Below are 24,543 nucleotides of genomic sequence, written 5' to 3'. Positions count from 1 at the left end.
AACTTTGGCTGTCGCTATGAGCGCTGCCTGGTCAATATGTTTTCGCTATCATAACTTCCCTCGCGGGAAACGCTTCGATGGACGGCCGCATGACGCTGGATGACCTCTCCTATCGTGGTGGTGACCCCCTGGTCGCCGCCTACCCGACTGCGCCGCTCGCCGTGCCCGGCGGCTGGCGATGGTGACGCTCCACAGCTGAGCGGGCTTCCGCTCGTCTCCGTCACCACCATCGCCAACTTCCATCATCGAGGATCCGGGCATGATGACCCCCGAACGTTTCCGTGAGCTGGCGACCGCCGGCTACAACCGCATTCCGGTCACCCGCGAGGTACTGGCCGATCTCGACACGCCCCTGTCCACCTACCTGAAGCTCGCCGACGAGCCCTGGACCTTCCTGCTGGAGTCCGTGCAAGGCGGCGAGAAGTGGGGACGCTACTCGATCATCGGGCTGCCGTGTCGCGAGCGCATCGAGGTGCGCGGTTTCTCCGTCAGTCATGTCGTCGACGGCGAGCGCCAGGGTGCCACCGAGGTCGAGGATCCGCTGGCCTGGATCGAGCAGTTCCAGTCGCGCTTCAAGGTGCCGCGTCTCGACGATCAGCCGCGTTTCGACGGTGGCCTGGTGGGCTACTTCGGCTACGACACCATCCGCTATATCGAACCGCGCCTGCGCGGCGTGCAGAAACCCGATCCCATCGGCGTGCCGGACATCCTGCTGATGGTCTGCAACGACCTGGTGGTGTTCGACAACCTGTCGGGCCGGCTGACCCTCTGGACTCACGCCGATCCGGCCGACCCGGACGCCTACGAGCGCGCTCGCGCGCACCTCGAGCAGCTCGAGGTGCGCCTGCGCAGTGCCACCCTCAATACCATCAGCCCCGGCACCGGTGGCGCCGCGGTGGAAGAGGGGCACTTCACCTCTGGCTTCACCGAGGAGGGCTTCAAGGCCGCGGTGGAGACGATCAAGGAGTACGTGCTGGCCGGCGACGTGATGCAGTGCGTGCCATCCCAGCGCATGTCGATCCCCTACCGGGCCTCGCCGCTGGACCTCTACCGGGCGCTGCGCAGCCTCAACCCTTCGCCCTACATGTTCTTCCTCAACCTCGACGACCACCAGGTGGTGGGTTCCTCGCCGGAGATCCTCACCCGCCTGGAGGATGGCGAGGTCACCGTGCGGCCGATCGCCGGCACTCGGGTGCGGGGCAGGACGGAAGAGGAGGACCGGGCCCTGGAGGCCGACCTGCTGGGCGATCCCAAGGAGCGCGCCGAACACCTGATGCTGATCGACCTGGGCCGCAACGATGTGGGTCGCATCAGCGAGACGGGGTCGGTGGAGGTCACCGACCGGATGGTGGTGGAGCGCTACTCCCACGTCATGCACATCGTCTCCAATGTCACCGGCCGGTTGCGGCCGGGGCTGACCGCGATGGACGTACTGCGGGCGACCTTCCCGGCGGGCACTCTCTCCGGCGCGCCCAAGATCCGCGCGATGGAGATCATCGACGAGCTGGAGCCGGTCAAACGCGGTATCTACTCCGGCGCCGTGGGCTATCTCTCCTGGCACGGCAACATGGATACCGCCATCGCCATCCGCACCGCGGTGATCAAGGATGGCGAGCTTCACGTCCAGGCCGGCGCCGGGATCGTGGCCGACTCACAGCCCGAGCTGGAGTGGCAGGAGACCCTCAACAAGGGACGTGCCCTGTTCCGCGCCGTGGCCATGGCCGAGCGCGGCCTCGACAACCTCGAGTAGCGATGGTCCCGATAACCTTCGTGCTCGAGTGATCCCCTGATTTCCATCGCCTGGCGTTGCCGGGCGAGCGCCGGAGAGCGATCCATGTCCGTGCTGATGATCGACAATTACGACAGTTTCACCTTCAATGTGGTGCAGTACCTGGGTGAGCTAGGGGCCGAAGTGGTCACCCACCGCAACGATGCCATCACCCTCGAGGAGATCGAGGCGCTCGCGCCCAGCCACCTGGTGATCTCGCCGGGGCCCTGCACCCCCAACGAGGCCGGCATCTCCATGGCGGCGATCCGCCACTTTGCCGGGAGGCTTCCCATCCTCGGTGTGTGCCTCGGCCATCAGGCGATCGGCCAGGTCTATGGCGGCAGCGTGGTGCGGGCCCCCCAGGTGATGCACGGCAAGACCTCGAGGATTCGCCATCGTGGCGAGGGCGTGTTCGCGGGGCTGGAGGATCCACTCGAGGTGACCCGCTACCACTCCCTGGTGGTGGAGCGGCAGAGCCTGCCGGCCTGCCTCGAGGTCACCGCCTGGACCGACGACGACGACGTTACCCCGGGGTTGATCATGGGGTTGCGCCACCGTGAGCTGGATGTCGAGGGGGTGCAGTTCCACCCCGAGTCGATCCTGACCCGCCAGGGGCACGAGCTGCTGGCCAACTTCCTGAGACGCCGCTGAGCCGCGCAAGCGAGAGGAGAATCGTCCCATGCAGATGCGAGAGGCCATCGCCGCGGTGATGCGCCGCGAGAGCCTGAGTTTCGATGACACCCATGCGGTGATGCGCCAGATCATGACCGGCGAGGCCAGCGACGCCCAGATCGCTGCCTTTCTGATGGGCATGGCGATGAAGGGCGAGAGCGTCGAGGAGATCAGCGCCGCCGCCCAGGTGATGCGCGAATTGATGAACCCGGTCAGGGTCACGGCCGAGAACGTGGTCGACATCGTCGGCACCGGCGGCGACGGCGCCAACCTGTTCAATGTCTCCACCGCCTCGAGTTTCGTGGCCGCCGCCGGCGGCGCCCATGTGGCCAAGCATGGCAACCGGGGCGTGTCGTCGTCGTCCGGCAGCGCCGACCTGTTCGCGGTGGCCGGCATCCACCTGGATCTGGACGCCGAGCAGGTGGGGCGCTGCATCGAGCAGGTGGGCGTCGGCTTCATGTTCGCCCCCAACCACCACCCGGCGATGCGCTTCGCGGTGGCGCCGCGTCGCGAAATGGGGGTGCGCACCCTGTTCAACATCCTCGGTCCCTTGACCAATCCGGCGGGCGCGCCCAATCAGGTGCTCGGCGTCTATGCCGCCGAGCTGGTGCCGCTGATGGCCGAAGTGCTCAAGACCCTGGGCAGTCGCCATGTCATGGTGGTGCATGCCGAGGATGGCCTCGACGAGATCTCGTTGGCCGCCCCGACCCGGGTCGCCGAGCTGAAGGACGGCGCGATCCGCGAGTACACCATCGCGCCCGAAGACGTGGGCATCGCGCGTCAGCCACTGGATGCGCTCAAGGTACTCAGCGCCGAGGACAGCCTGCGGCTGGTGCGTGAGGCCCTGGTGGGGGAAGGGGTGGCGGCGGATATCGTCGCGCTCAACGCCGGGGCGGCGCTCTACTGCGCCGGCGTCGCCGACAACTTCAAGGAGGGCGTGGCGATGGCCCAGGATGCCCAGGCCTCGAAACTGCCGCTGGAGAAGATGAAGGAACTCGCCGACTTCACCCGCGTGCTCACTCCCTGAGTACGCGCTCCGTTTCTCGATCACCAGGACACCGACATGAGTGCTGCCATCCCAACCATTCTCACCCGTATCCTGGCCCGCAAGGACGAGGAGGTCGCCGAGCGCCGTCGCGCGGTATCCGAGCAGGAACTGCTGGTCCTGGCCCGGAAGCAGGGTGCCCCGCGAGGTTTCATCTCGGCGCTGGATCGCTGTATCGCCGAGGGTGACCCGGCGGTGATCGCCGAGATCAAGAAGGCCTCGCCCTCCAAGGGCGTGATACGCGAGGATTTCCACCCGGCCGAGATCGCCGCACTCTACGCCGCCGGCGGTGCCGCCTGCCTCTCGGTGCTCACCGATGCCGACTTCTTCCAGGGCCACGAAGACTTCCTGGTCGAGGTGCGCGACGCCTGCTCGCTGCCGGTGATCCGCAAGGACTTCATCATCCACGGCTATCAGGTGAGCGAGGCGCGAGCCATCGGCGCCGACTGCATCCTGCTGATCGCCGCCGCCATGGACGACGCCCGCATGCGGGACCTCCATCGCCAGGCCGTGGAGCTCGGCATGGACGTGCTGGTGGAGGTGCACGACGCCCTGGAGCTCGAGCGGGCATTGAAGCTCGACCTCTCCCTGGTGGGCATCAACAATCGCGACCTGCACACCTTCGACACTCGGCTCGAGACCACCCTGGAACTGCTGCCGCGCATCCCCGCCGGCGTCACCGTGGTCACCGAGTCGGGCATCCACACTCGCAATGACGTGCTGCGCATGCGCGAACACGACGTCAACGCCTTCCTGGTGGGGGAGGCCTGCATGCGCGAGGACGATCCCGGCGAGGCACTGCGGCGACTGTTCTTCTAGGTGTTAGTAGTGGTGGTCCGGATACGACAGCGGGCAGCCTCAGGGCTGCCCGCTGTCGCGTTCAGCGGTGGAAGAGCCAGAGGATGGCCGAGACCAGCAGGCTCAGCAGGATCATGGTGGTGATGGGGAAGTAGAAGGAGACGTTCTCGCGTCGGATGACGATATCACCGGGCAACTGCCCAAAGGGAAATCTTGAGAGCCAGGGCCAGAGCAGGCCGATGGCGATGATGAGCAGGCCGATCAGGATCAGGGTGCGGTTCATGGGATCGCCTCCTGAGTGGGGCAGGGCGCCCACCGGTGGTGTTACCGATGGGCGCGTTTTTACGTGCTGGCTCAGCCGCGCCTCTTGAGTTCCATGAGCAGGGCCTGCAGTGGGTGGGGAAGCGCCGTGTCGGAGAGCCGCTTGACCTGGCTGCGGCAGGAGTAGCCGGTGGCCAGCAGGCGCCCGGCGTTGGTCTCGTCTTCCACCAGCGTCTGCCAGGAGAGCCCGTAGATGGCCCGGGAGGTGGCGCGGTTGCGGGCCTCGTGGCCGTAGGTGCCGGACATGCCGCAGCAGCCGGTGGCGACCAGCTCGAGGTCGAGGCCGAAGGCGGCGAACACCTGCTGCCAGGCCTTGGGGCTGCCCGGGGCGTTGGTGGCCTCGGTGCAGTGGGCGAGCAGCCGGTAGCCGGGATCGGCCTGTTCGCCCCCGCCCCGCGGCGCCAGGTAGGGCGTCTGGGCCACCAGCCACTCCTGTAGCATCAGCACCTCGGGCACGGCGTCCTCGCCCAGCGCCTTCACGTACTCCTGGCGGTAGGTCAGGGTCATGGCCGGGTCGATGCCCACCAGCGGCACGCCGAACTCGGCCAGCGTGCGCAGTCGCCGGGCCTGCTTCTCGGCGGTGCGCTCGAAGGCGCCGAGGAAGCCCTGGACGTTGAGCGGCTTGCCGCTGGGGGCGAAGGGCGCCACGAACACCCGCACGTCGAGGCGGCTGAGCAGCTCGACGATGTCCATCACCAGCCGGGCCTCGAAGTAGCTGGTGAAGGCGTCCTGGACGATCACCACGCTGCGGGCCTTCTGGACCTCGGTGAGCAGGCCGAGCGAGATGGGGGTCGCCTCGGCGACGCCCCAGGCGCGCAGCTGTTTCGCCAGGCTCGCTCGTGACAATCGCGGGCTGTCGACCATGCCGATGGGGCCGGCCAGCAGGCGGTCCACCAGGCGGTTGCCCAGGGCGGCGTTATAGAGCGGCGCCACCCGGGAGAGCGTCGGCACCATGAACTCCAGGCCGCCGATCAGGTAGTCGCGCAGCGGGCGCAGGTAGCGGCCGTGGTAGACCTCGAGGAACTGGGAGCGCGCCTCGGGGATATTGACCTTGACCGGGCACTGGCCGGCGCAGGACTTGCAGGCCAGGCAGCCGGCCATGGCCGCGTAGACCTCGTGGGAGAAGTCGGCCTCGCCGCGCCGCCTGGCCAGGGTGTTCCTGAGCCGCAGCGGGAAGTCCTTGACGAAGCCCCAGGCGCCCTCGGCCTGCTTCTTCTTCGATTCCTCCACCAGGTCGATGCCGGATGCGCCCTGCAGGCGCAACCATTCGCGCACCAGGCTGGCGCGCCCCTTGGGCGAGTGGACCCGTTCCCGGGTGGCCTTCCAGGAGGGGCACATGGCGTCATCGGGATCGTAGTTGTAGCAGGCGCCGTTGCCGTTGCAGTAGACGGCGGCGCCGTGGGCCTGCCAGACCCGCTCGTCGATCTGGCGATCGTACTGGCCGCGGGTGGGCACGCCGTCGATGGTCAAGAGGCCCGGGTCGACCAGCCTTGCCGGCGCTTCCGTGGCGGCGGCACCGGTAGCGCCCGCGGCGTCGGGCGGGGTATCAAGCGCCTTTCCCGCGGCGTCGGGCGGGATAGAGAGCGGTGTGGCGATCTTGCCGGGGTTCAACTGGTTGTGGGGGTCGAAGGCAGCCTTGACCCGCTGCAGGCTGGGATAGAGTTCGCCGAAGAACCGGGGCGCGTATTCCGAGCGCACGCCCTTGCCGTGCTCGCCCCACAGCAGGCCGTGGTACTTGTGGGTGAGCGTGGCCACTTCGTCGGAGACCTCGCGGATCAGCCGCTCCTGCGCCGGGTCCTTCATGTCGATGGCCGGGCGCACGTGGAGCACCCCGGCGTCCACGTGGCCGAACATGCCGTACTCGAGGCCGCGGGCATCCAGGGCGGCGCGGAACTCACCGATGAAGTCCGCCAGGTGCTCCGGCGGCACCGCGGTATCCTCGACGAAGGGAATGGGACGCTTCTCGCCCTGGACGTTGCCGAGCAGGCCCACGGCGCGCTTGCGCATGGCGTAGACGCGCTGGATGGCATCGCGTCCCTCGGCCAGGGTGTAGCCCAGGCGCTCGACGCTCGCGTCCGCCTCCAGATGGCGGCAGAAGGCCGCGACCCGTTCGGCCAGCCGCGCGGGGTCGTCGTCGTTGAACTCGACCAGGTTGATGCCGCGGATCGCCACCGCCGGGCGAGTGGCCGTGGCGGTGTCACCGCCCTGGCCGGATGGGACGGGCTCGCTGGCTGGAAAAAACTCGGCGACGCTGTCCCAGATGAAATCCTCCATGGCCAGCAGCAGCACGGTGTCGTCCACCGTCTCGATGGAGGTGGGCTTGGCACTGCTCGCCATCAGTGCCTTGGCGTCGCGCAGGGCATCCATGAAGCCGGCGTAGCGCACGTTGACCAGCGTCGAGTGCCTGGGGATCGGCAGCACGTTGAGCACCGCCTCGTTGAGCAGTCCCAGCGAACCCTCGGAGCCGCACAGCAGGCTGTTCATGTCGAGCCGGCCCTCGGCATCGCGCAGATGCGCCAGATCGTAGCCGGTCAGGCAGCGGTTGAGCGGTGGGAACTTGGCGCGGATCAGCTCGCCCTGGGTGTCGATGAGCTCCCGGGCGGTACGATAGGCACGGCCGGTGACATCGTCGCGCGCGCAGAGCGTCGCGAGGTCGGCGTCCTCCACCGGGCGGCTGGTCAGGCGCTCGCCGCCGAGCAGCACGCTGTCGAGTTCGAGCACGTGGTCGCGGGTCTTGCCGTATTCGCAACTGCCCTGGCCGCTGGCATCGGTGGAGATCATGCCGCCGATCGTCGCGCGGTTGGAGGTGGAGAGCTCGGGGGCGAAGAACAGGCCGTGGGGCTTCAAGGCGGCGTTGAGCTGGTCCTTGACCACCCCGGCCTGGACCCGCACCCGGCGGTTCTCGACGTCGATCTCGAGGATCCGGTTCATGTGTCGGGAGACGTCCACCACCAGGCCGTCGGTAAGCGACTGGCCGTTGGTGCCGGTACCGCCGCCGCGCGGGGTCAGTACCACCCGGCGGTGTTCCACCTGGCCGGCGAGGTGCGCGATGCGCTCGAGATCGGCGGTGTTCTTCGGGTAGAGCACCGCCTGGGGCAGGCGCTGGTAGATGGAGTTGTCGGTGGCGAGCACCGTGCGGTTGGCGTAGTCGGGAGCGATCTCGCCCTCGAAGCCGGCGGCCGAGAGGGCCGCGAGGAAGCGCCGATAGGGGGCCTCCTGGGTCGCGTGGATGGGCTCGCCGGTGGTGTCCAGTCTTGCGATCATGATGGTCGTATTCTGTTGTGATGCCGCCGCGACGTGGCCCGACGGTGGGAGGGAATGGCCCTACTCTACCGCGAGAGGGCGGTGGCGCGCATCCCGGCGCGTGGCGCCCTGCCGGGCTTTTGCCTACAATGGGCGGCCTGTCTTGCCTGTCGTCACCGACAGCCCTATCGATTTTCACGACTGCAACGGACCGGATTCCATGCTCGATCCCAAACTGCTGCGCAGCGACCTCGATGCGGTCGCCCAACGACTGGCCACGCGGGGCTTCACTCTCGATACCGAGCGGCTCGCGACGCTGGAGGCCCGGCGTCGCGAGCTGCAGGCCGAGACCGAGTCCCTGCAGAACGAGCGTAACACCCGTTCCAAGGCGATCGGCAAGGCCAAGGCCCAGGGCGAGGACATCCAGCCGCTGCTCGATGAGGTGTCCGATCTGGGCGAGCGCCTGGACACCGCCAAGGTGCGCCTGGTCGAGGTGCAGGAGGAGTGGGACGGCCTGGTCAGCGGCATCCCCAACCTGGCCCACGAGAGCGTGCCGGTAGGCGAGAGCGAGGAGGAGAACCTCGAGCTGCACCGTTGGGGCACGCCGAAGGCCTTCGACTTCGAGGTCCGCGACCATGTGGACCTGGGCGCCAAGTTGGGCCAGTTGGACTTCGACCTGGCGGCCAAGCTGACCGGGGCGCGCTTCGCGGTGATGCGCAGCCAGATCGCCCGGCTGCATCGGGCGCTGACCCAGTTCATGCTCGACAAGCAGACCCTCGAGCACGGCTACGAGGAGTGCTATGTCCCCTACATGGTCAACGCCGACTCGCTCTTCGGGACCGGGCAGTTGCCGAAATTTGGCGAGGACCTGTTCCGCCTCGACGACGAGCGCGGCTACCATCTGATCCCCACCGCCGAGGTCCCGCTGACCAACTTCGCCCGGGACGAGATCCTCGACTTCAAGGCGCTGCCGGTGAAGCTCACCGCCCATACGCCGTGCTTCCGCAGCGAGGCGGGCTCCCACGGCCGTGACACCCGCGGCATGATCCGCCAGCACCAGTTCGACAAGGTGGAGATGGTGCAGCTGGTCGAGCCCGAGCGCAGCTACGAGGCGCTGGAGGAAATGCGCGGCCACGCCGAGGCGATCCTCCAGGCGCTGGAGCTGCCCTATCGGGTGGTGACCCTGTGCACCGGCGACATGGGGTTCGGCGCCGCCAAGACCTACGACCTGGAGGTGTGGCTGCCGAGCCAGGCCACCTACCGAGAGATCTCCTCGGTGTCCAACTGCGAGGACTTCCAGGCACGGCGCATGCAGGCGCGCTTCCGCCATCCCGAACAGAAGAAGCCGCAGCTGCTGCATACCCTCAACGGTTCCGGCCTGGCGGTGGGCCGCTGCCTGATCGCGGTGATGGAGAACCACCAGAACGCCGACGGTTCCATCGCCGTGCCCGAGGCGCTGCGGCCCTATATGGGCGGGATCGATACCATTAACGCTTGAGGCGTTAATGGTCGCTGTAAGCTTGAAGAGCGGCGCTTCGCGCCTGGAAGCTTGAAGATCAACAACCCCCATCCGGGATTGTCCGATGGGGGTTGTGCTTGTTTGGCTTGAGGGAATGCTGCGGTTCCAGCTTACGGCTGTGGTTCAATCTCCCAACTGACGCTGACGCCTGCCTCGATGGTGATGGTGCCGGGGCGGTACTCGGCCTGTGGCGCGCTCTCCCGGGCATCGGCGCTCATGGCCATCATGCGTGGGGCATAGACCGGGGGGCGAGTCTCGGCGATGCCGGTCACCGCGCCCAGCGACACGCCCAGGGTCTCGGCCATCAGCTCGGCCTTGCGGCGGGCCCTCTCCAGTGCCTGGACCAGCGCCTCGTCGGTGGCGGCGTCACGATCGGCGAGGTCGTAGGTCACGCCATCCAGCGCATCGACGCCGGCCTCGGTCAGGGCATCGAGCAGCAGCGGCAGGCGTTCCAGGTCCTCGATCTCGACCCGGAAGGGGCGCTCGAGGCGGGTGCGCACCAGCGTCTCGCGATCGTCGCCTCCGTGCCTCTCGCCGGGCAGGTATTCGGGCTGCACGTTCAGGGAGCCGGCGCCGATCGCCTCGCGCTCCAGGCCGGCCTCTTCCAGGGTGCGGATCAGGGTGGCCGCGCGCGTCTCCAGGCGGTCGCGGGCCTCGCGCAGGGCATCGGGGTCGTTGGCGGTGTCGTCTCGCTGGGCGATGGCCGGCGTGCGTTCCCAGAGGCGCGCGCTGAGGGTGGCACGATCGGGTATCACGTCCAGTTGGGCCTCGGCCTGGACATCGAGCCGCGAGCGGGGCTCCTCGGCCAGCGTGGTGGTGGCGATCAGTGACGTGGCGACGAGTATGGCACCCAGCAGCAGCTGCCGGGGTGACGGAGAGAGCGACATGGAAGCCTCCTTGCAACGGGTGGTGGACGCGGCGGCATGATACCGCGCCCTGCTTCGAGCGCAGACGTCAGCCGTGGTTCCGCGGTCGGGGCAGCATCCATCGAATCTGCATCTTCTTCCAGGGGGATTTCAAACGGTTTGTACCCGCGCCCGGCAGGCGGCATCATGAGTGTTCACTGGCTGGTAGGGATCCCGGCATGCGCCTTCCCGACGACGAGTCCTTACGGACCGTCCCCCTCAACCTCACGCTGGCTCTGGCCGCCCTGGTGATCATCATCGCCGGCATGAAGGCGGGGTCGGACCTGATCGTGCCGCTGCTGCTGGCGCTGTTCATCGCGGTGGTCTGCACGGCACCGGTGCAGTGGCTCCATCGCCTGGGGCTCAGCCTGCGTCTGGCGGTCTGGCTCACCCTGCTGGTGATCGGGGTGTTCCTGTCTCTGCTGGGGCTGCTGGTCGTGAACAGCTTCGGCACCTTCGTCGAGGCCCTGCCGGGCATCGAGACGCGGCTCTACGAGTACTACCTGAGTCTCCTCGACAGGCTCGCCACCATGGGGCTCGCCATCGACCCGGAACGCCTGGCCAGTCTACTGGAGATCGAGGACGATGGCGCCTGGGTGACGGCACTGCTCGGTGAGCTGGGCAACCTGCTGGTGCAGAGCGTGGTGGTGGCACTGTTGGTGGTGTTCATGCTGTTCGAGACGCTCAATTTTCGCGACAAGGTCTCGCGGGCGCTGTCCAATCCGGCGCCGAGCCTGCGCCGTTTCGGCGAGTTCAGCCTGACGCTCAAGCGCTACCTGGCCGTCAAGACGATGATCAGCCTGGTGACCGGGGTGCTGGTCTGGTTGGCCTGTCTGCTGGTGGGCGTGGATTTTCCCTTGCTGTGGGCCGTGCTCGCCTTTGCCCTCAACTTCATTCCCAATATCGGTTCGGCGATCGCCGCCGTTCCGCCGGTCCTGCTGCTGCTGGTGGCCCAGGATGGCGGGCTGTGGTCGGCGATGCTGCTGGCCTCGGCCTATCTGGTGATCAACTTCGTGCTCGGCAACCTGGTGGAGCCACGGGTCATGGGGCGAGCGCTGGGGCTGTCGACCTTCGTGGCCTTTCTCTCACTGGTGGTGTGGGGCTGGGTGTTCGGTGCGGTGGGGATGCTGCTCTCGGTGGTGCTGACCATGACGCTCAAGATCGCCCTCGACAGTCACCCCGATACCCGCTGGATCGCCCACCTGCTGGGTCCCGGCGAGCGCTTCGTCGACGATGACATCGAGGATGCCGACCAGCCGCCCTCCCGGCGTGACGACACGGGATGAGCCCAGAACGGCCTCGCCCCGGCCGGAGCCGGGGCGAGGCATCTGTGTTCCCGCGGTAGCCGATCAGGCGTTCTGGTCGATGAACTGTACCAGCTGCGACTTGGACTGGGCGCCGACCAGGGACGCCACCTTGCTGCCCGACTTGAACAGCATCACGGTGGGAACGCCACGCACTCCCTGTTCGGCGGCGATCTCCGGGGCATCGTCCACATTGATGCTGACGACCTTGAGGTTGCCGGTACGCTCCTCGGCGACCTCGTCGACCACCGGTGCCATCACCTTGCAGGGACCACACCAGGGGGCCCAGAACTTCAGCAGGACCGGTGTCTCGGCCTTGAGGACTTCCTGCTCGAAATTGGCATTGGTGACATCGACGTTGTTGGCCATGTGATTCTCCAGTTACGTTGCGCTGCATCGAGCGGATCGGGGTGACACGCTTGGGGCGTGTCCGGTCGGCTGATGTTAGCGGCCGACCGGGTTGCTGGCAAATGGGAGCCCACTTGGCGGATCATAGCGCCCGACTATCATGAGTCGGGAGGAGGGCCGATCCGGGCGGTTTTCTTTTATGCTATATAGTGATTACATGATGCCGCTTTAATCGCTATCGTGTATCGAGTCGTCGGGCGGCAGAGGGAGCCGAGTCCACCATGAAACTTCAGCAGCTGCGCTATATCTGGGAAGTCACGCGTCACAATCTCAACGTGTCGGCGACGGCCCAGAGCCTCTTTACCTCGCAGCCGGGGATTTCCAAGCAGATCCGCCTGCTGGAGGACGAGCTCGGTGTGGAGATATTCGCCCGCAGCGGCAAGCACCTCACCCGGGTCACGCCGGCGGGACAGGCGATCATCGAACTGGCCGGCAGGGTGCTGCGCCTGACCGAGAACATCAAGGAAGTGGCCCAGGAGCACAGCGACGAACGCCGCGGCAGCCTGTCGATCGCCACCACCCACACCCAGGCACGCTATGCGCTGCCTCCGGTGATCCGCGATTTCACCCGCAAGTACCCGGACGTGGCCCTGCACATGCAGCAGGGCACACCCAAGCAGATCGCCCAGATGGTCAGCGACGGTCAGGCCGATTTCGCCATCGCCACCGAGTCGCTGGAGCTGTTCAACGACCTGGTGTTGCTGCCCTGCTATCGCTGGAATCGCTGTGTACTGGTCCCCAGGGATCACCCCCTCGCCCAGCTCGAGTCCCTGACTCTCGAGGCCCTGGCCGCGCATCCGCTGGTCACCTACGTGTTCGGCTTCACCGGCCGATCCCAGCTCGACGACGCCTTCAGGGCCCATGGCCTGTCTCCCAACGTGGTGCTGACGGCCGCCGACGCCGACGTGATCAAGACCTATGTGCGTCTGGGCATGGGAGTGGGAATCGTCGCCCACATGGCGGTGGATCCGGAACAGGATACCGACCTTGTGGCGCTCGATGCCGGGCACCTGTTCGAGAGTTCGACCACCAAGATCGGCATCCGTCGCGGCACCTTCATGCGCAGCTACATGTACGACTTCCTCCAGCGCTTCGCTTCGCACCTGAACCGCGACCTGGTCGATGCCGCCATGACGGCGGGGCCTCGCCATGAACAGGGGCTGTTCGAGGGGATCGCGCTACCGGTGCGCTGACCCGGCTCAGTGCTGCAGGTGCAGACCGCACTCCCGCTTCTCCTCGACCTTGGTGGGGTCGAAGTAGTCGAAGTTGTTGGGCAGGTCGTGGGCCTGCAGGTACTGGTACATGTCCCGGGCGCTCCAGTGCAGCAGCGGTGAGACCTTCAGCAAGCCATCGGCATTGCGGCTGACGGGGGCCATGCGCGCGCGCTCCGGCGTGTCCTCGGCACGCAGCGCCGTGAACCAGATGTCCGGTGCCATTTCCTGCAGCGCGCGCTCGAAGGGTTCCAGCTTCACTTCCCGGGTAAAGGCCTCGTGGCGAGGGTCCTCGATGCCCGGCATCGGGCCCTCCACGGCTTCCCGGTGGGCCCGTGAGCGGCGCGGCAGATAGGTGATCAGGTTGAGATCGAGCCGCTGAACCAGTTCGTCGGCGAAGCGGTAGGTGGCCTCGGTGTTGTAGCCGTTGTCCATCCACACCACCGGGATGTCCGGCCGCTGGCGCGTGACCATGTGCAGGATGACCGCCTCGAAAGGGCGGAAATTGGTCGTGCAGATGGGGCGTTCGCCTTGTTCCAGGGCCCAGCGGATCAGGGCGTCGGGGTCATTGCCAAGGTCACTGTTGATAGCGTCGAGTGATGATGCCATGAGGGGCTCCGGGTCGTTGACGGCAGTTGGCCTTACCCTACCAAAGCCGGCGCAGCGTCCCCCAATACCGTTTCATTGGATTGATATATCTAAATGAAAGAAAAAAGCCACCACTTATTCCATATCGTGCTGAGTGTCGGTGGCCGTCAGGGCGTCCATCAGGTGTCGGATCTTGTCCAGGGTCTCGGCGTACTCGTCCTCGCCTCTGGAGTCGGCCACCAGGCCGCCACCGCCCCAGAGGTGCAGCCGGCCGCGATCGGCCACGGCGGTGCGGATGGCAATGGAGGTATCCATGCGGCCGCGCACGTCCACGTAGCCGAGACTGCCGCAGTAGGCGCTGCGCCGGCAGGGCTCGAGCTCGTCGATGATCTGCATGGCGCGTACCTTGGGCGCGCCGGTGATGGACCCGCCGGGAAAGGCGGCCTCCAGCAGGTCCAGGGGACGACGCCCCGCGTCCAGCTCACCGGTGACCACGCTGACCAGGTGGTGGACGTTGGCGTAGCTCTCGAGTCCGCAGAGTTGCGGTACCCGGACGCTGCCCGGGCGGCAGACCCGCCCCAGATCATTGCGTAATAGATCGACGATCATCACGTTCTCGGCGCGGTCCTTGAGGCTCGCCTCGAGGTCCAGGGCGAGGCGCCGGTCCACTTCGGGAGTGTCGCCGCGGGGGCGGGTGCCCTTGATCGGGCGCGCCTCGATCTGGTCGCCGAGGCAGCGCAGGAAGCGCTCGGGCGAAAGCGACAGGATCGCCTTGTCGTGCCAGGCCAGGTAGCCGGCGAAGGGAGTCGGCGTGGCCTCGCGCAGTCGCAGGTAGGCGGCCCACAGGTCGCCTGCGAAAGGGGCGCTGAAGCGCTGGGCCAGGTTGATCTGGTAGCAGTCGCCGGCACGGATATAGTGCTGCACGGCGTCGAAGCGCTGCAGATAACCCTCTCGATCCATCTCGCCGGCGAAGGGGGCGGTCAGGCGGAAGTCGCCTGGCGGCATGGGCGACTCATCCAGCCAGGCGACCACCTGCCGACGCCGTTCGGGGGTGGCCACCAACCAGGTCTCCCGACGCACCTGATCCTGGATCAGGGCCCAGTCATACAGGCCGACGCGACTCGAGGGGAGGTCGACCACCCGCCGTGCCCGGCCGGGGATCGGCTCCAGCTGGCTCGCCAGGTCGTAGCTCCAGTAACCGATCAGACCGCCGAGAAACGGCAGGTCGCTGTCGGGCACCGTAGCCGACAGGCGATCGAGCAGCGCCTGCTGGGCGGCAAAGGGGGAGAGGCCGACGAGCGCCGGATCACCGTGCACCTCACCCTCGGCATCGATCTCGAGCAGACCTACCGGGTCGCTGCTGAGGATGTCGTAGCGTCCTCCCGGGGCGGCAGGGCGCCCGCTGTCGAGCAGCACGGCACCGGGGCGGTTGCGCAGTGCCGTGAAGTAGCCCAACGGATCCTCGCGGTGGGGCAGGGGGGTGATCTCGAGTCGTGGTGTCATCAACGTGCCTTCCCTGAACAGGCGCCTCATTCTAGGCATCATGGCCCGGTTTGTCCCTCCCGTTGGCCCTCGAGCAAGGACGCCCCGTCAACGAGCCGGCCAGGATTGTCGACATCGCCCGCTTGGCGTGGTGAGTTGTCTACAACCAAAGGTGTAGTCGGTCGCGTATTATCCACGGTTGACCGTCTGCCGGTCAGTGATTAAAGTGTTTTTACCACTTGATTGTCGACAATTGCCATGAACTCAATCGTACCGGAACAGGCTACCCCCGAGGTCCGCACCCTGGCCGAGCGGGTCTTCCAGCAGCTTCAGGACGCCATCGTCAGGGGGGAGCTGGCGCCGGGCAGCAAGATTACCGAGCCCGGGCTGTCGAAGGCCTACGGCATCTCCCGCGGGCCGCTGCGCGAGGCGATGCGTCGCCTCGAGGCGCACCGCCTGATCGAGAGGGTGCCCCATGTGGGCGCGCGGGTGGTCAAGCTGTCGATGAAGGAGCTGCTGGAACTGTTCGACCTGCGGGAGGCGCTGGAGAGCATGGCGGCCCGCCTGGCCGCCGAACACATGACCAGCGAGGAGGTCGCCGGGCTGCGCGAGGTGCTCGCGCTGCACGAGCGTCAGAGCGATCTCAAGCGTGGCGAGGCCTACTATCAGCGCGAGGGCGACCTGGACTTCCACTTTCGCATCGTCCAGGGCAGTCACAACCGCATGCTGATGACGCTGCTCTGTGACGACCTCTATTACCTGGTCAGGCTCTATCGCACCCAATTCAGCGCCAGCGGCTCGCGACCCCAGCGCGCCTTCGTCGAGCACCATCGTATCGTCGATGCCATCGAGGCCGGCGATGCCGAACTGGCCGAACTGTTGATGCGTCGACACGTCAGTGCCTCGCGGGCCAATGTCGCCGACCGCTATGCCACCATTCTGGCACAGGAAGCCGAGACGACCCCCTGAGGCCGATCCGGATACACATGAGGAGAGATCGCATGACGCAACAGACACCGGGGGCTCGCTTCCGCACCGCTCTCGACGCCAGTCGGCCGCTGCCCATCGTCGGCACCATCAACGCCTACACCGCCATGATGGCCGAACGCGTCGGGCATCGGGCCATCTACCTGTCCGGTGGTGGCGTGGCCAATGCGTCCTTCGGCCTGCCGGATCTCGGCATGACCACCATGAACGACGTGGTCGAGGATGCCCATCGCATCACCGGTGCCACCGAGCTGCCGCTGCTGGTGGACATCGACACCGGCTGGGGCGGCGCCTTCAATATCGCTCGCACCGTCAAGGAGATGCAGCGTGCCGGGGTGGCGGCGGTGCACCTCGAGGACCAGGTCGCCCAGAAGCGCTGCGGTCACCGCCCCAACAAGGCGATCGTCTCCCAGGCCGAGATGGTCGATCGCATCAAGGCCGCCGTCGATGCCCGCATCGATCCGGATTTCTACCTGATCGCCCGCACCGATGCCTTCCAGAAGCAGGGGCTGGACGCCGCCATCGAGCGTGCCAACGCCTGCATCGAGGCCGGTGCCGATGCCATCTTCGCCGAGGCGGTGCACTCCCTCGATGACTACCGCGCCTTCTGCGAGCAGGTCGACGCCCCGATCCTGGCCAATATCACCGAGTTCGGCGCCACGCCGCTGTTCAGTCAGCAGGAGCTGGGGGAGGTGGGCTGTCGCATGGTGCTCTACCCGTTGTCGGCCTTCCGCGCCATGAACGCGGCGGCACTCAAGGTCTACCAGAGCATCCACGACAAGGGGCACCAGAAGGACGTGGTCGAGCTGATGCAGACCCGCGACGAGCTCTACGACTTTCTCAACTACCACGATTTCGAGCGCAAGCTCGATGCCCTCTTCGAGGAAGGCGCCGACTGACGGGTGCCGAGACAGGTGGCGACGAGGCGCGCGCCGGAATGCTGTGGCGGACGCCCGACAATAACGACACGACAAGCATGCCTACGACAGCCAAGTGCAAGACGAGGAGACACGAGATGGCAGATAAATCCGTCAGTAGTACCGGCCTGCGCGGCCAGAGTGCCGGCAGCACGGCGTTGTGCACCGTCGGCAAGACCGGCTCTGGCCTGACCTACCGTGGCTTTGACATCGCGGAGCTGGCCGAGAAGGCCAAGTTCGAGGAAGTGGCCTACCTGCTGCTCAAGGGCAAGCTGCCCAACCAGGCCGAGCTTACCGCCTACATCACCAGGCTCAAGGGCCTGCGCGGCCTGCCCCAGGCGCTCAAGGCGGTGCTCGAGCAGATTCCGGCCTCCGCCCACCCCATGGACGTGATGCGTACCGGCGCCTCGATGCTCGGTAACCTGGAGACCGAGCAGAGCTTCGACGAGCAGCAGGACGCCTCCGACCGCCTGCTGGCGGTGCTGCCATCGATCATCTGCTACTGGTACCGCTACTCCCATGACGGCGTGCGCATCGAGACCGAGACCGACGACGAGTCGGTGGGCGCCCACTTCCTGCACCTGCTGCGCGACGAGGCGCCCAGCGAGCTGCACGCCCGGGTGATGAACGTCTCGCTGATCCTCTATGCCGAGCACGAGTTCAACGCCTCGACCTTCACCGCACGCGTCTGCGCCTCGACTCTCTCCGACCTGCACTCCTGTGTGACCGGTGCCATCGGCTCGCTGCGCGGCCCGCTGCACGGCGGTGCCAACGAGGCGGCGATGGCGATGATCGAGAACTGGCAGTCTCCTGACGAGGCCGAGCGCAAGATTCTGGGCATGCTCGAGCGCAAGGAAAAGATCATGGGCTTCGGCCACGCGATCTATCGCGAATCCGACCCGCGCAACGCCATCATCAAGGAGTGGTCGAAAAAGCTCGCCGAGGACGTGGGCGACAGCGTGCTCTACCCGGTCTCCGAGCGCGTCGAGGCGGTCATGTGGCGCGAGAAGAAGCTGTTCTGCAACGCCGACTTCTTCCACGCCAGCGCCTACCACTTCATGGACATCCCCACCAAGCTGTTCACGCCGATCTTCGTCTGTTCGCGTGTCACCGGCTGGTGCGCCCATGTGTTCGAGCAGCGCTCCAACAACCGCATCATTCGCCCGAGCGCAGACTACGTCGGCCCCGAGAATAGCGTATGGGTGCCGATCGAGGAGCGTGACTGACCGCCCCCACCCGAAAGGCGGCCCAAGCGGCCGCCTGCGCACCGATCCCACGGAAGACGCCCGACGCCATGAATACCCAATACCGTAAACCGCTTCCCGGCACCGAGCTGGATTACTTCGACGCGCGCGCCGCCGTCGAGGCGATCAAGCCCGGTGCCTACGACACGCTGCCCTACACCTCCCGGGTTCTGGCGGAGAACCTGGTGCGCCGCTGTGACCCCGAGACGCTCACGGCCTCGCTCGAACAGATCATCGAACGCAAGCGCGACCTCGATTTCCCCTGGTTCCCGGCACGCGTGGTGTGTCACGACATCCTCGGCCAGACCGCGCTGGTCGACCTGGCCGGCCTGCGTGACGCCATCGCCGACAAGGGCGGCGACCCGGCCAAGGTCAATCCGGTGGTCCCGACCCAGCTGATCGTCGACCACTCCCTGGCCGTCGAGCATGCCGGCTTCGAGACGGATGCCTTCGAGAAGAACCGCGCCATCGAGGATCGTCGCAACGACGACCGTTTCCACTTCATCGACTGGACCAAGACCGCGTTCGAGAACGTCGACGTGATTCCCCCGGGCAATGGCATCATGCACCAGATCAACCTGGAGAAGATGTCGCCGGTGGTCCAGGTGCGCCCCGATGCGAATGGAAAGCGCGTGGCCTTCGTCGATACCTGTGTCGGCACCGACAGCCACACGCCGATGGTCGATGCCCTGGGCGTGATCTCGGTGGGGGTGGGCGGCCTGGAAGCCGAGAGCGTGATGCTGGGCCGTGCCTCCTGGATGCGCCTGCCGGATATCATCGGTGTCGAGCTGACCGGCAAGCTGCGGCCGGGCATCACCAGCACCGACATGGTGCTGGCGCTGACCGAGTTTCTCCGCCGCGAGCGGGTGGTGGGGGCCTACCTGGAGTTCTTCGGCGAGGGCGCCTCGAGGCTGACCGTGGGCGACCGCGCCACCATCTCCAACATGACGCCGGAATATGGTGCCACCGCGGCGATGTTCTACATCGACGAGCAGACCATCGACTACCTCAGGCTGACCGGTCGCGACGACGACCAGGTGGCGCTGGTGGAGCGTTTCGCCAGGGAGACCGGCCTGTGGGCCGATAGCCTGGCGAACGCCGAGTACGAGCGCGTGCTGACCTTCGACCTGTCCAGCGTGCCGCGCACCCTGGCCGGCCCCTCCAACCCCCATGCCCTGTTGCCGACCTCCGAGCTGGCCTCGCGCGGCATCAGCGGCAAGGTGGAGAGCGAGGCAGGCAGGATGCCCGATGGCGCGGTGATCATCGCCGCCATCACCAGCTGCACCAACACCAGCAACCCGCGCAACATGGTGGCGGCCGGCCTGATCGCCCGTAACGCCAACCGGCTGGGCCTGACCCGCAAGCCCTGGGTGAAGACCTCGTTGGCGCCGGGTTCCAAGACCGTGAAGATGTACCTGGAAGAGGCCGACCTGCTGCCCGAGCTGGAGTCGCTGGGCTTCGGCGTGGTGGCGTTCGCCTGCACCACCTGCAACGGCATGAGCGGCGCCCTGGACCCGGCGATCCAGCAGGAGATCATCGACCGTGATCTCTACGCCACCGCGGTGCTGTCCGGCAATCGCAACTTCGACGGGCGGATTCACCCTTACGCCAAGCAGGCCTTCCTGGCCTCGCCGCCGCTGGTGGTGGCCTACGCGATTGCCGGCACCATCCGCTTCGACATCGAGAAGGACGTGCTGGGCCATGACCCGGCCGGCAATCCCGTCACCCTGATGGACATCTGGCCGAGCGACGAGGAGATCGACGCCATCGTCAAGGTGAGCGTGAGGCCCGAACAGTTCCGGGAGACCTATATCCCGATGTTCGATGTGGACAAGGGCGCACATGCCCAGGTGAGCCCGCTCTACGAGTGGCGCCCGCAGAGCACCTACATTCGTCGGCCTCCCTACTGGGAAGGGGCCCTCGCCAGGGAGCGTACCCTGCGGGGCATGCGTCCGCTGGCGGTGCTCGGTGACAACATCACCACCGATCACCTGTCGCCGTCCAATGCCATCATGGCGAACAGCGCCGCGGGGGAGTACCTGGCGAAGATGGGCCTGCCGGAGAAGGACTTCAATTCCTACGCTACCCACCGCGGCGATCACCTGACGGCCCAGCGGGCCACCTTCGCCAACCCCAAGCTGCTCAACGAGATGGTGCGGGATGATACCGGCGCGGTGAAGCAGGGCTCGCTGGCGCGTATCGAGCCGGAAGGCCAGGTGACCCGCATGTGGGAGGCCATCGAGGCCTACATGCAGCGCAAACAACCGCTGATCATCGTCGCCGGCGCCGACTACGGTCAGGGCTCGTCCCGCGACTGGGCCGCCAAGGGCGTACGCCTGGCCGGCGTGGAAGCGATCGTCGCCGAGGGCTTCGAGCGCATCCATCGCACCAACCTGATCGGCATGGGCGTGCTGCCGCTGCAGTTCGAGGCCGGTACCACCCGCAAGACGCTGGACCTCGACGGCACCGAGACCTATGACGTGATCGGCGAGTTCACGCCGCGTGCCACCCTGACCCTGGTCATCACCCGCCGGAACGGTGAACGCCTGGGAGTGCCGGTGACCTGCCGACTGGATACCCAGGAGGAAGTGTCGATCTATGATGCCGGTGGCGTGCTGCAGCGCTTCGCCCAGGACTTCCTGGAAGCCGAGGCAGAAGCGGTCGGCTGAGCCGGCTAACGGCTGATATCGGTTTAACCCTCTTGTCGACCCGGCGCCTCCCAGGCCCGGGTCGCTCCTTCCCTGTCCACAGGAAGCGATTTCCATGGCACATGTCCCCCAGATCAGGATTCCCGCCACCTACATGCGTGGTGGCACCAGCAAGGGCGTCTTCTTCCGCCTGCAGGACCTGCCCGTGGCCGCCCGGTTGCCCGGTGAGGCCCGGGACAGGCTGCTGATGCGGGTGATCGGCAGTCCCGATCCCTACCAGAAACAGATCGACGGCATGGGCGGGGCGACCTCCAGCACCAGCAAGACGGTCATCCTGTCGAAGAGCGAGAGCCCCGATCACGACGTCGACTACCTGTTCGGCCAGATCGCCATCGACACGCCCTTCGTCGACTGGAGCGGCAACTGCGGGAACCTTTCCGCTGCCGTGGGGCCCTTCGCCATCAGCAACGGCCTGGTGGACCCTGAGCGCATTCCGGAAAACGGCGTGGTTGTCGTGCGCATCTGGCAGGCCAACATCGGCAAGACCATTGTCTCCCGGGTGCCGATCACCAACGGTGCGGTGCAGGAGACCGGCGACTTCGAGCTCGACGGCGTCACCTTCCCGGCGGCCGAGGTCCCGGTGGAGTTCATGGACCCGGCCGACGGCGAGGGGGCGATGTTCCCCACCGGCAACCCGGTCGACGACCTCGAGGTGCCGGGGGTGGGGATCCTCAAGGCCACCATGATCAATGCGGGTATCCCGACCATCTTCGTCAATGCCGAGGCGATCGGCTACACCGGCACCGAGCTGCAGGAGGCGATCAACGGCGACGACAGGGCGCTGGCGATGTTCGAGACCATCCGCGCCCATGGCGCGGTGCGCATGGGGCTGATCGAGCATGTCGCTGACGCCGCCAACCGCCAGCACACGCCGAAGGTGGCCTTCGTGGCCCGGCCGGACGACTACGTTGCCTCCAGCGGCAAGTTGGTCGAGGCCGCCGATGTGGACCTGCTGGTGCGTGCGCTCTCCATGGGCAAGCTGCACCACGCCATGATGGGCACCGCCGCCGTGGCCATCGGCGCCGCCGCGGCGGTTCCCGGTACCCTGGTCAACCTCGCCGCGGGCGGCGGCGAGCGCACCTCCGTGCACTTCGGCCATCCCTCCGGTACGTTGCGGGTCGGTGCCGAAGCCGTGGAGGTGAACGGCGAGTGGACGGCGACAAAGGCAGTCATGAGCCGCAGCGCCAGAGTGCTGATGGAAGGCTGGGTCCGCGTACCCGGCGATGCCTTCCAACTGGCGTGAGCGACCGAATTGCCTCTGGCCACCCGGACACTCCATAACGATACTCCTGTCAGGGGAAGGGCGTGCCCGGGTACCTGGCAAGTGGCCGAGCCTTTTCGTATTCAGCGAAAGAGGAGGCAGACTCATGAGTACGACGGTGGAAACCAATGTCCGTCCGGACTACGACGTCGAGCTGCAGCGGATCGCCGACTACGTCCTGGAGTACCGGATCGCGAGCGGCGAGGCCCTGGATACCGCCCGCAACTGCCTGATGGACACCCTGGGCTGTGGTTTGCTGGCGCTGCGCTTTCCGGAATGCACCAAGCACCTGGGGCCGTTCGTCGAGGGCACCGTGGTGCCCCATGGTGCCCGCGTGCCCGGCACCTCCTTCCGCCTCGATCCGGTCAAGGCGGCCTGGGACATCGGCACGATCATCCGCTGGCTCGATTACAATGACACCTGGCTGGCCGCCGAGTGGGGCCACCCTTCCGACAACCTGGGTAGCATCCTGGCCGTGGCCGACCACCTGTCCCAGAAGCGAGTCGCCGAGGGTGAAGCGCCGCTGCGGATGCGCCATGTGCTCGAGGCCATGATCATGGCCCACGAGATCCAGGGCGTGCTGGCGCTGGACAACTCCTTCAATCGTGTCGGCCTCGACCACGTGGTGCTGGTCAAGGTGGCGTCCACGGCGGTGGCCGCCAGGATGATGGGTGCCGACCGTGAACAGTTGCTCTCCGCCCTGTCCCATGCCTGGGTCGACGGCCAGAGCCTGCGCACCTATCGCCACGCCCCGAACGCCGGCTCGCGCAAGAGCTGGGCGGCGGGGGATGCGACATCGCGGGGGGTCCGGTTGGCCGATATCGCCCTGCGCGGCGAGATGGGCATCCCCGGTGTGCTCACGGCGCCGCAGTGGGGCTTCTACGACATCCTGTTCTCCAAGACCAACAAGGACCAGAAGCTCAAGCCCGAGACGGAGCGCAAGTTCTCCTTCCAGCGCGACTTCGGCACCTATGTGATGGAGAACGTGCTGTTCAAGATTGCCTTCCCGGCCGAGTTCCACGCCCAGACCGCCTGCGAAGCCGCCGTTGCCCTGCATCCTCAGGTCAGGGAGCGTCTCGACGAGATCGCCAGGATCGTACTGACCACCCATGACTCGGCGATCCGCATCATCTCCAAGTCCGGCAAGCTGGCGAACCCCGCCGACCGTGACCACTGCCTCCAGTACATGACCGCCGTGCCGCTGATCTTCGGCAACCTGGTGGCCGAGCACTACGAGGATGAGTTCCATGCCGCCAACCCGCTCATCGACGAGCTGCGCGAGAAGATGGAGGTGGTCGAGGATGAGCGCTACTCCCGTGACTACCACGACCCCGAGAAGCGCTCTATCGCCAATGCCATCCAGGTATTCTTCAAGGACGGCAGTGCCACCGACAAGGTCGAGGTCGAATACCCGATCGGACACCGTCGTCGCCGCGCCGAGGGCATCCCGGTGCTGGAAGAGAAGTTCAGGCGCAATCTGGCCACTCGCTTCCCCTCCGGCCGCTGTGCGCAGATCCTGGAGCTGTGCAAGGATCAGGCTCGCCTGGAGAGCACCCCGGTCCACAGGTTTGTCGATCTGTTCGTGATATGACCCGGTCCAGGCGATCGCCATGAATGGCCTCGGGGAGGTGTCTTGCCGGCACGGCGACCAGGCAAGGGAGAAACTTGACGCGAGTCATGGCAGAGAGGCGAGGAGTGGGCTACCTTTTTTAGATGCGGGGGGGTTGCGCATGCCCTGTGAAATCCGTAAAGTACGCATCCGCTGCCGGCGACGGGCAACGTTGCAGGCGGTGATGAGTGGCAGAAGTGATTGTTCTGGAAGCATAAATCTTGACAGTCACGGCGGATTCGCTAGAATGCGCCTCACTCTGCTACAGGGCTCGCTAAGGGCTCTATTCGCCAGTCATTGCTGCCATGGGCAGGATGAGGTGGTCAGCAAAACGGGAGGCAGTTCATCGCCGACCAGCGCTTGACACGCCGCAGCGAATCAGTAGAATACGCCTTCCTCGCCGGGCGCTGGGCCACGCGGCACAGCAACAGCGAGACGCTCCTCTCTTCACAGGGTGTGGAGCCGCTCTTTAACAATCGATCAGGTAATTCATGTGGGCGCTTGTCGATGGGTCGGTGACCAGTCACAGAACCATCAAGGCAAGCGACTCGTC

19 protein-coding genes are annotated in these 24,543 nt (G+C 66.5%); 13 read left to right on the top strand and 6 right to left on the bottom strand.

The genetic code is table 11. The features are described 5' to 3' along the window. The first annotated feature begins 262 nt into the window (after positions 1-262). From trpE to trpC, 4 genes are all read left to right on the top strand, one after another. Positions 263-1,750 carry an anthranilate synthase component I gene (trpE, locus tag QLQ85_RS06420; protein ID WP_282738342.1) on the top strand — a complete coding sequence of 496 codons (1,488 nt, stop codon included), beginning with the start codon at positions 263-265 and terminating at the stop codon, positions 1,748-1,750. 84 nt (positions 1,751-1,834) lie between these two features. Beyond that, the gene (locus tag QLQ85_RS06415; protein ID WP_282738223.1) at positions 1,835-2,419 is read left to right on the top strand and encodes an anthranilate synthase component II; all 585 of its coding nucleotides are present in this window, start codon (positions 1,835-1,837) and stop codon (positions 2,417-2,419) included. Between the two features lie 28 nt (positions 2,420-2,447). Beyond that, entirely contained in the window at positions 2,448-3,467 is a 1,020-nt protein-coding gene (trpD, locus tag QLQ85_RS06410) for an anthranilate phosphoribosyltransferase (RefSeq protein ID WP_282738222.1), read from the top strand. A gap of 36 nt (positions 3,468-3,503) precedes the next feature. Continuing rightward, complete coding sequence (gene trpC, locus QLQ85_RS06405; RefSeq protein ID WP_282738221.1) at positions 3,504-4,304, top strand: indole-3-glycerol phosphate synthase TrpC; 801 nt, start codon at positions 3,504-3,506, stop codon at positions 4,302-4,304. 61 nt (positions 4,305-4,365) lie between these two features. On the opposite strand, the gene QLQ85_RS06400 is transcribed toward trpC, so the two are convergent. Next, entirely contained in the window at positions 4,366-4,566 is a 201-nt protein-coding gene (locus QLQ85_RS06400; protein WP_282722346.1) for a DUF2905 domain-containing protein, read from the bottom strand. 71 nt (positions 4,567-4,637) lie between these two features. Next, complete coding sequence (locus tag QLQ85_RS06395; protein WP_282738220.1) at positions 4,638-7,868, bottom strand: FAD-binding and (Fe-S)-binding domain-containing protein; 3,231 nt, start codon at positions 7,866-7,868, stop codon at positions 4,638-4,640. A gap of 199 nt (positions 7,869-8,067) precedes the next feature. Here QLQ85_RS06395 and serS point away from each other — a divergent pair, with 199 nt between their 5' ends. Continuing rightward, positions 8,068-9,345 carry a serine--tRNA ligase gene (gene serS / locus QLQ85_RS06390; RefSeq protein WP_282738219.1) on the top strand — a complete coding sequence of 426 codons (1,278 nt, stop codon included), beginning with the start codon at positions 8,068-8,070 and terminating at the stop codon, positions 9,343-9,345. Positions 9,346-9,476: 131 nt separating this feature from the next. Here the strand turns inward: serS and QLQ85_RS06385 are convergent, their stop codons facing one another. Beyond that, positions 9,477-10,253, bottom strand: coding sequence for an SIMPL domain-containing protein (locus tag QLQ85_RS06385; protein ID WP_282738218.1), 777 nt, complete (start codon positions 10,251-10,253; stop codon positions 9,477-9,479). Between the two features lie 197 nt (positions 10,254-10,450). Between QLQ85_RS06385 and QLQ85_RS06380 the strand changes: the two genes are divergently transcribed. Beyond that, on the top strand, positions 10,451-11,557 hold the full coding sequence (locus QLQ85_RS06380; protein WP_282738217.1) for an AI-2E family transporter: 1,107 nt from the start codon (positions 10,451-10,453) through the stop codon (positions 11,555-11,557). 63 nt (positions 11,558-11,620) lie between these two features. Here QLQ85_RS06380 and trxA read toward each other — a convergent pair whose 3' ends face one another. Next, positions 11,621-11,944 carry a thioredoxin gene (trxA, locus tag QLQ85_RS06375; RefSeq protein ID WP_282738216.1) on the bottom strand — a complete coding sequence of 108 codons (324 nt, stop codon included), beginning with the start codon at positions 11,942-11,944 and terminating at the stop codon, positions 11,621-11,623. Positions 11,945-12,204: 260 nt separating this feature from the next. On the opposite strand from trxA, the gene cysB reads away from it, so the two are divergent. Continuing rightward, positions 12,205-13,176, top strand: coding sequence for an HTH-type transcriptional regulator CysB (gene cysB / locus QLQ85_RS06370; RefSeq protein WP_282738215.1), 972 nt, complete (start codon positions 12,205-12,207; stop codon positions 13,174-13,176). 6 nt (positions 13,177-13,182) lie between these two features. Here cysB and QLQ85_RS06365 read toward each other — a convergent pair whose 3' ends face one another. Together QLQ85_RS06365 and pabB are read right to left on the bottom strand one after the other, a co-directional pair. After that, positions 13,183-13,803 (bottom strand): phosphoadenosine phosphosulfate reductase domain-containing protein, encoded by a 621-nt coding sequence (locus tag QLQ85_RS06365; protein ID WP_282722353.1) that lies wholly within the window; start codon positions 13,801-13,803, stop codon positions 13,183-13,185. Positions 13,804-13,917: 114 nt separating this feature from the next. Further along, positions 13,918-15,285 (bottom strand): aminodeoxychorismate synthase component I, encoded by a 1,368-nt coding sequence (pabB, locus tag QLQ85_RS06360; protein ID WP_282738214.1) that lies wholly within the window; start codon positions 15,283-15,285, stop codon positions 13,918-13,920. A 237-nt stretch (positions 15,286-15,522) separates the two neighbouring features. Between pabB and QLQ85_RS06355 the strand changes: the two genes are divergently transcribed. The 6 genes from QLQ85_RS06355 (at position 15,523) to prpD (ending at position 23,972) form a co-directional block, all read left to right on the top strand. After that, complete coding sequence (locus QLQ85_RS06355) at positions 15,523-16,233, top strand: GntR family transcriptional regulator (protein ID WP_282738213.1); 711 nt, start codon at positions 15,523-15,525, stop codon at positions 16,231-16,233. A gap of 32 nt (positions 16,234-16,265) precedes the next feature. Continuing rightward, positions 16,266-17,150 (top strand): methylisocitrate lyase, encoded by an 885-nt coding sequence (prpB, locus tag QLQ85_RS06350; RefSeq protein ID WP_282738212.1) that lies wholly within the window; start codon positions 16,266-16,268, stop codon positions 17,148-17,150. A 116-nt stretch (positions 17,151-17,266) separates the two neighbouring features. Then, complete coding sequence (gene prpC, locus QLQ85_RS06345) at positions 17,267-18,394, top strand: bifunctional 2-methylcitrate synthase/citrate synthase (protein ID WP_282738211.1); 1,128 nt, start codon at positions 17,267-17,269, stop codon at positions 18,392-18,394. A 68-nt stretch (positions 18,395-18,462) separates the two neighbouring features. After that, positions 18,463-21,081: a Fe/S-dependent 2-methylisocitrate dehydratase AcnD gene (gene acnD, locus QLQ85_RS06340; protein ID WP_282738210.1), complete on the top strand. Its 2,619-nt coding sequence runs from the start codon at positions 18,463-18,465 to the stop codon at positions 21,079-21,081. A 94-nt stretch (positions 21,082-21,175) separates the two neighbouring features. Continuing rightward, the gene (prpF, locus tag QLQ85_RS06335) at positions 21,176-22,363 is read left to right on the top strand and encodes a 2-methylaconitate cis-trans isomerase PrpF (RefSeq protein ID WP_282738209.1); all 1,188 of its coding nucleotides are present in this window, start codon (positions 21,176-21,178) and stop codon (positions 22,361-22,363) included. Positions 22,364-22,487: 124 nt separating this feature from the next. Beyond that, positions 22,488-23,972: a 2-methylcitrate dehydratase gene (gene prpD, locus QLQ85_RS06330; RefSeq protein WP_282738208.1), complete on the top strand. Its 1,485-nt coding sequence runs from the start codon at positions 22,488-22,490 to the stop codon at positions 23,970-23,972. Positions 23,973-24,543: the final 571 nt, after the last annotated feature.

It is taken from the genome of Halomonas kalidii (assembly GCF_030010475.1).
GTDB classification, from domain to species: Bacteria; Pseudomonadota; Gammaproteobacteria; order Pseudomonadales; family Halomonadaceae; genus Halomonas; species Halomonas heilongjiangensis.
This window is presented reverse-complemented; position numbering and strand designations above follow the sequence as displayed.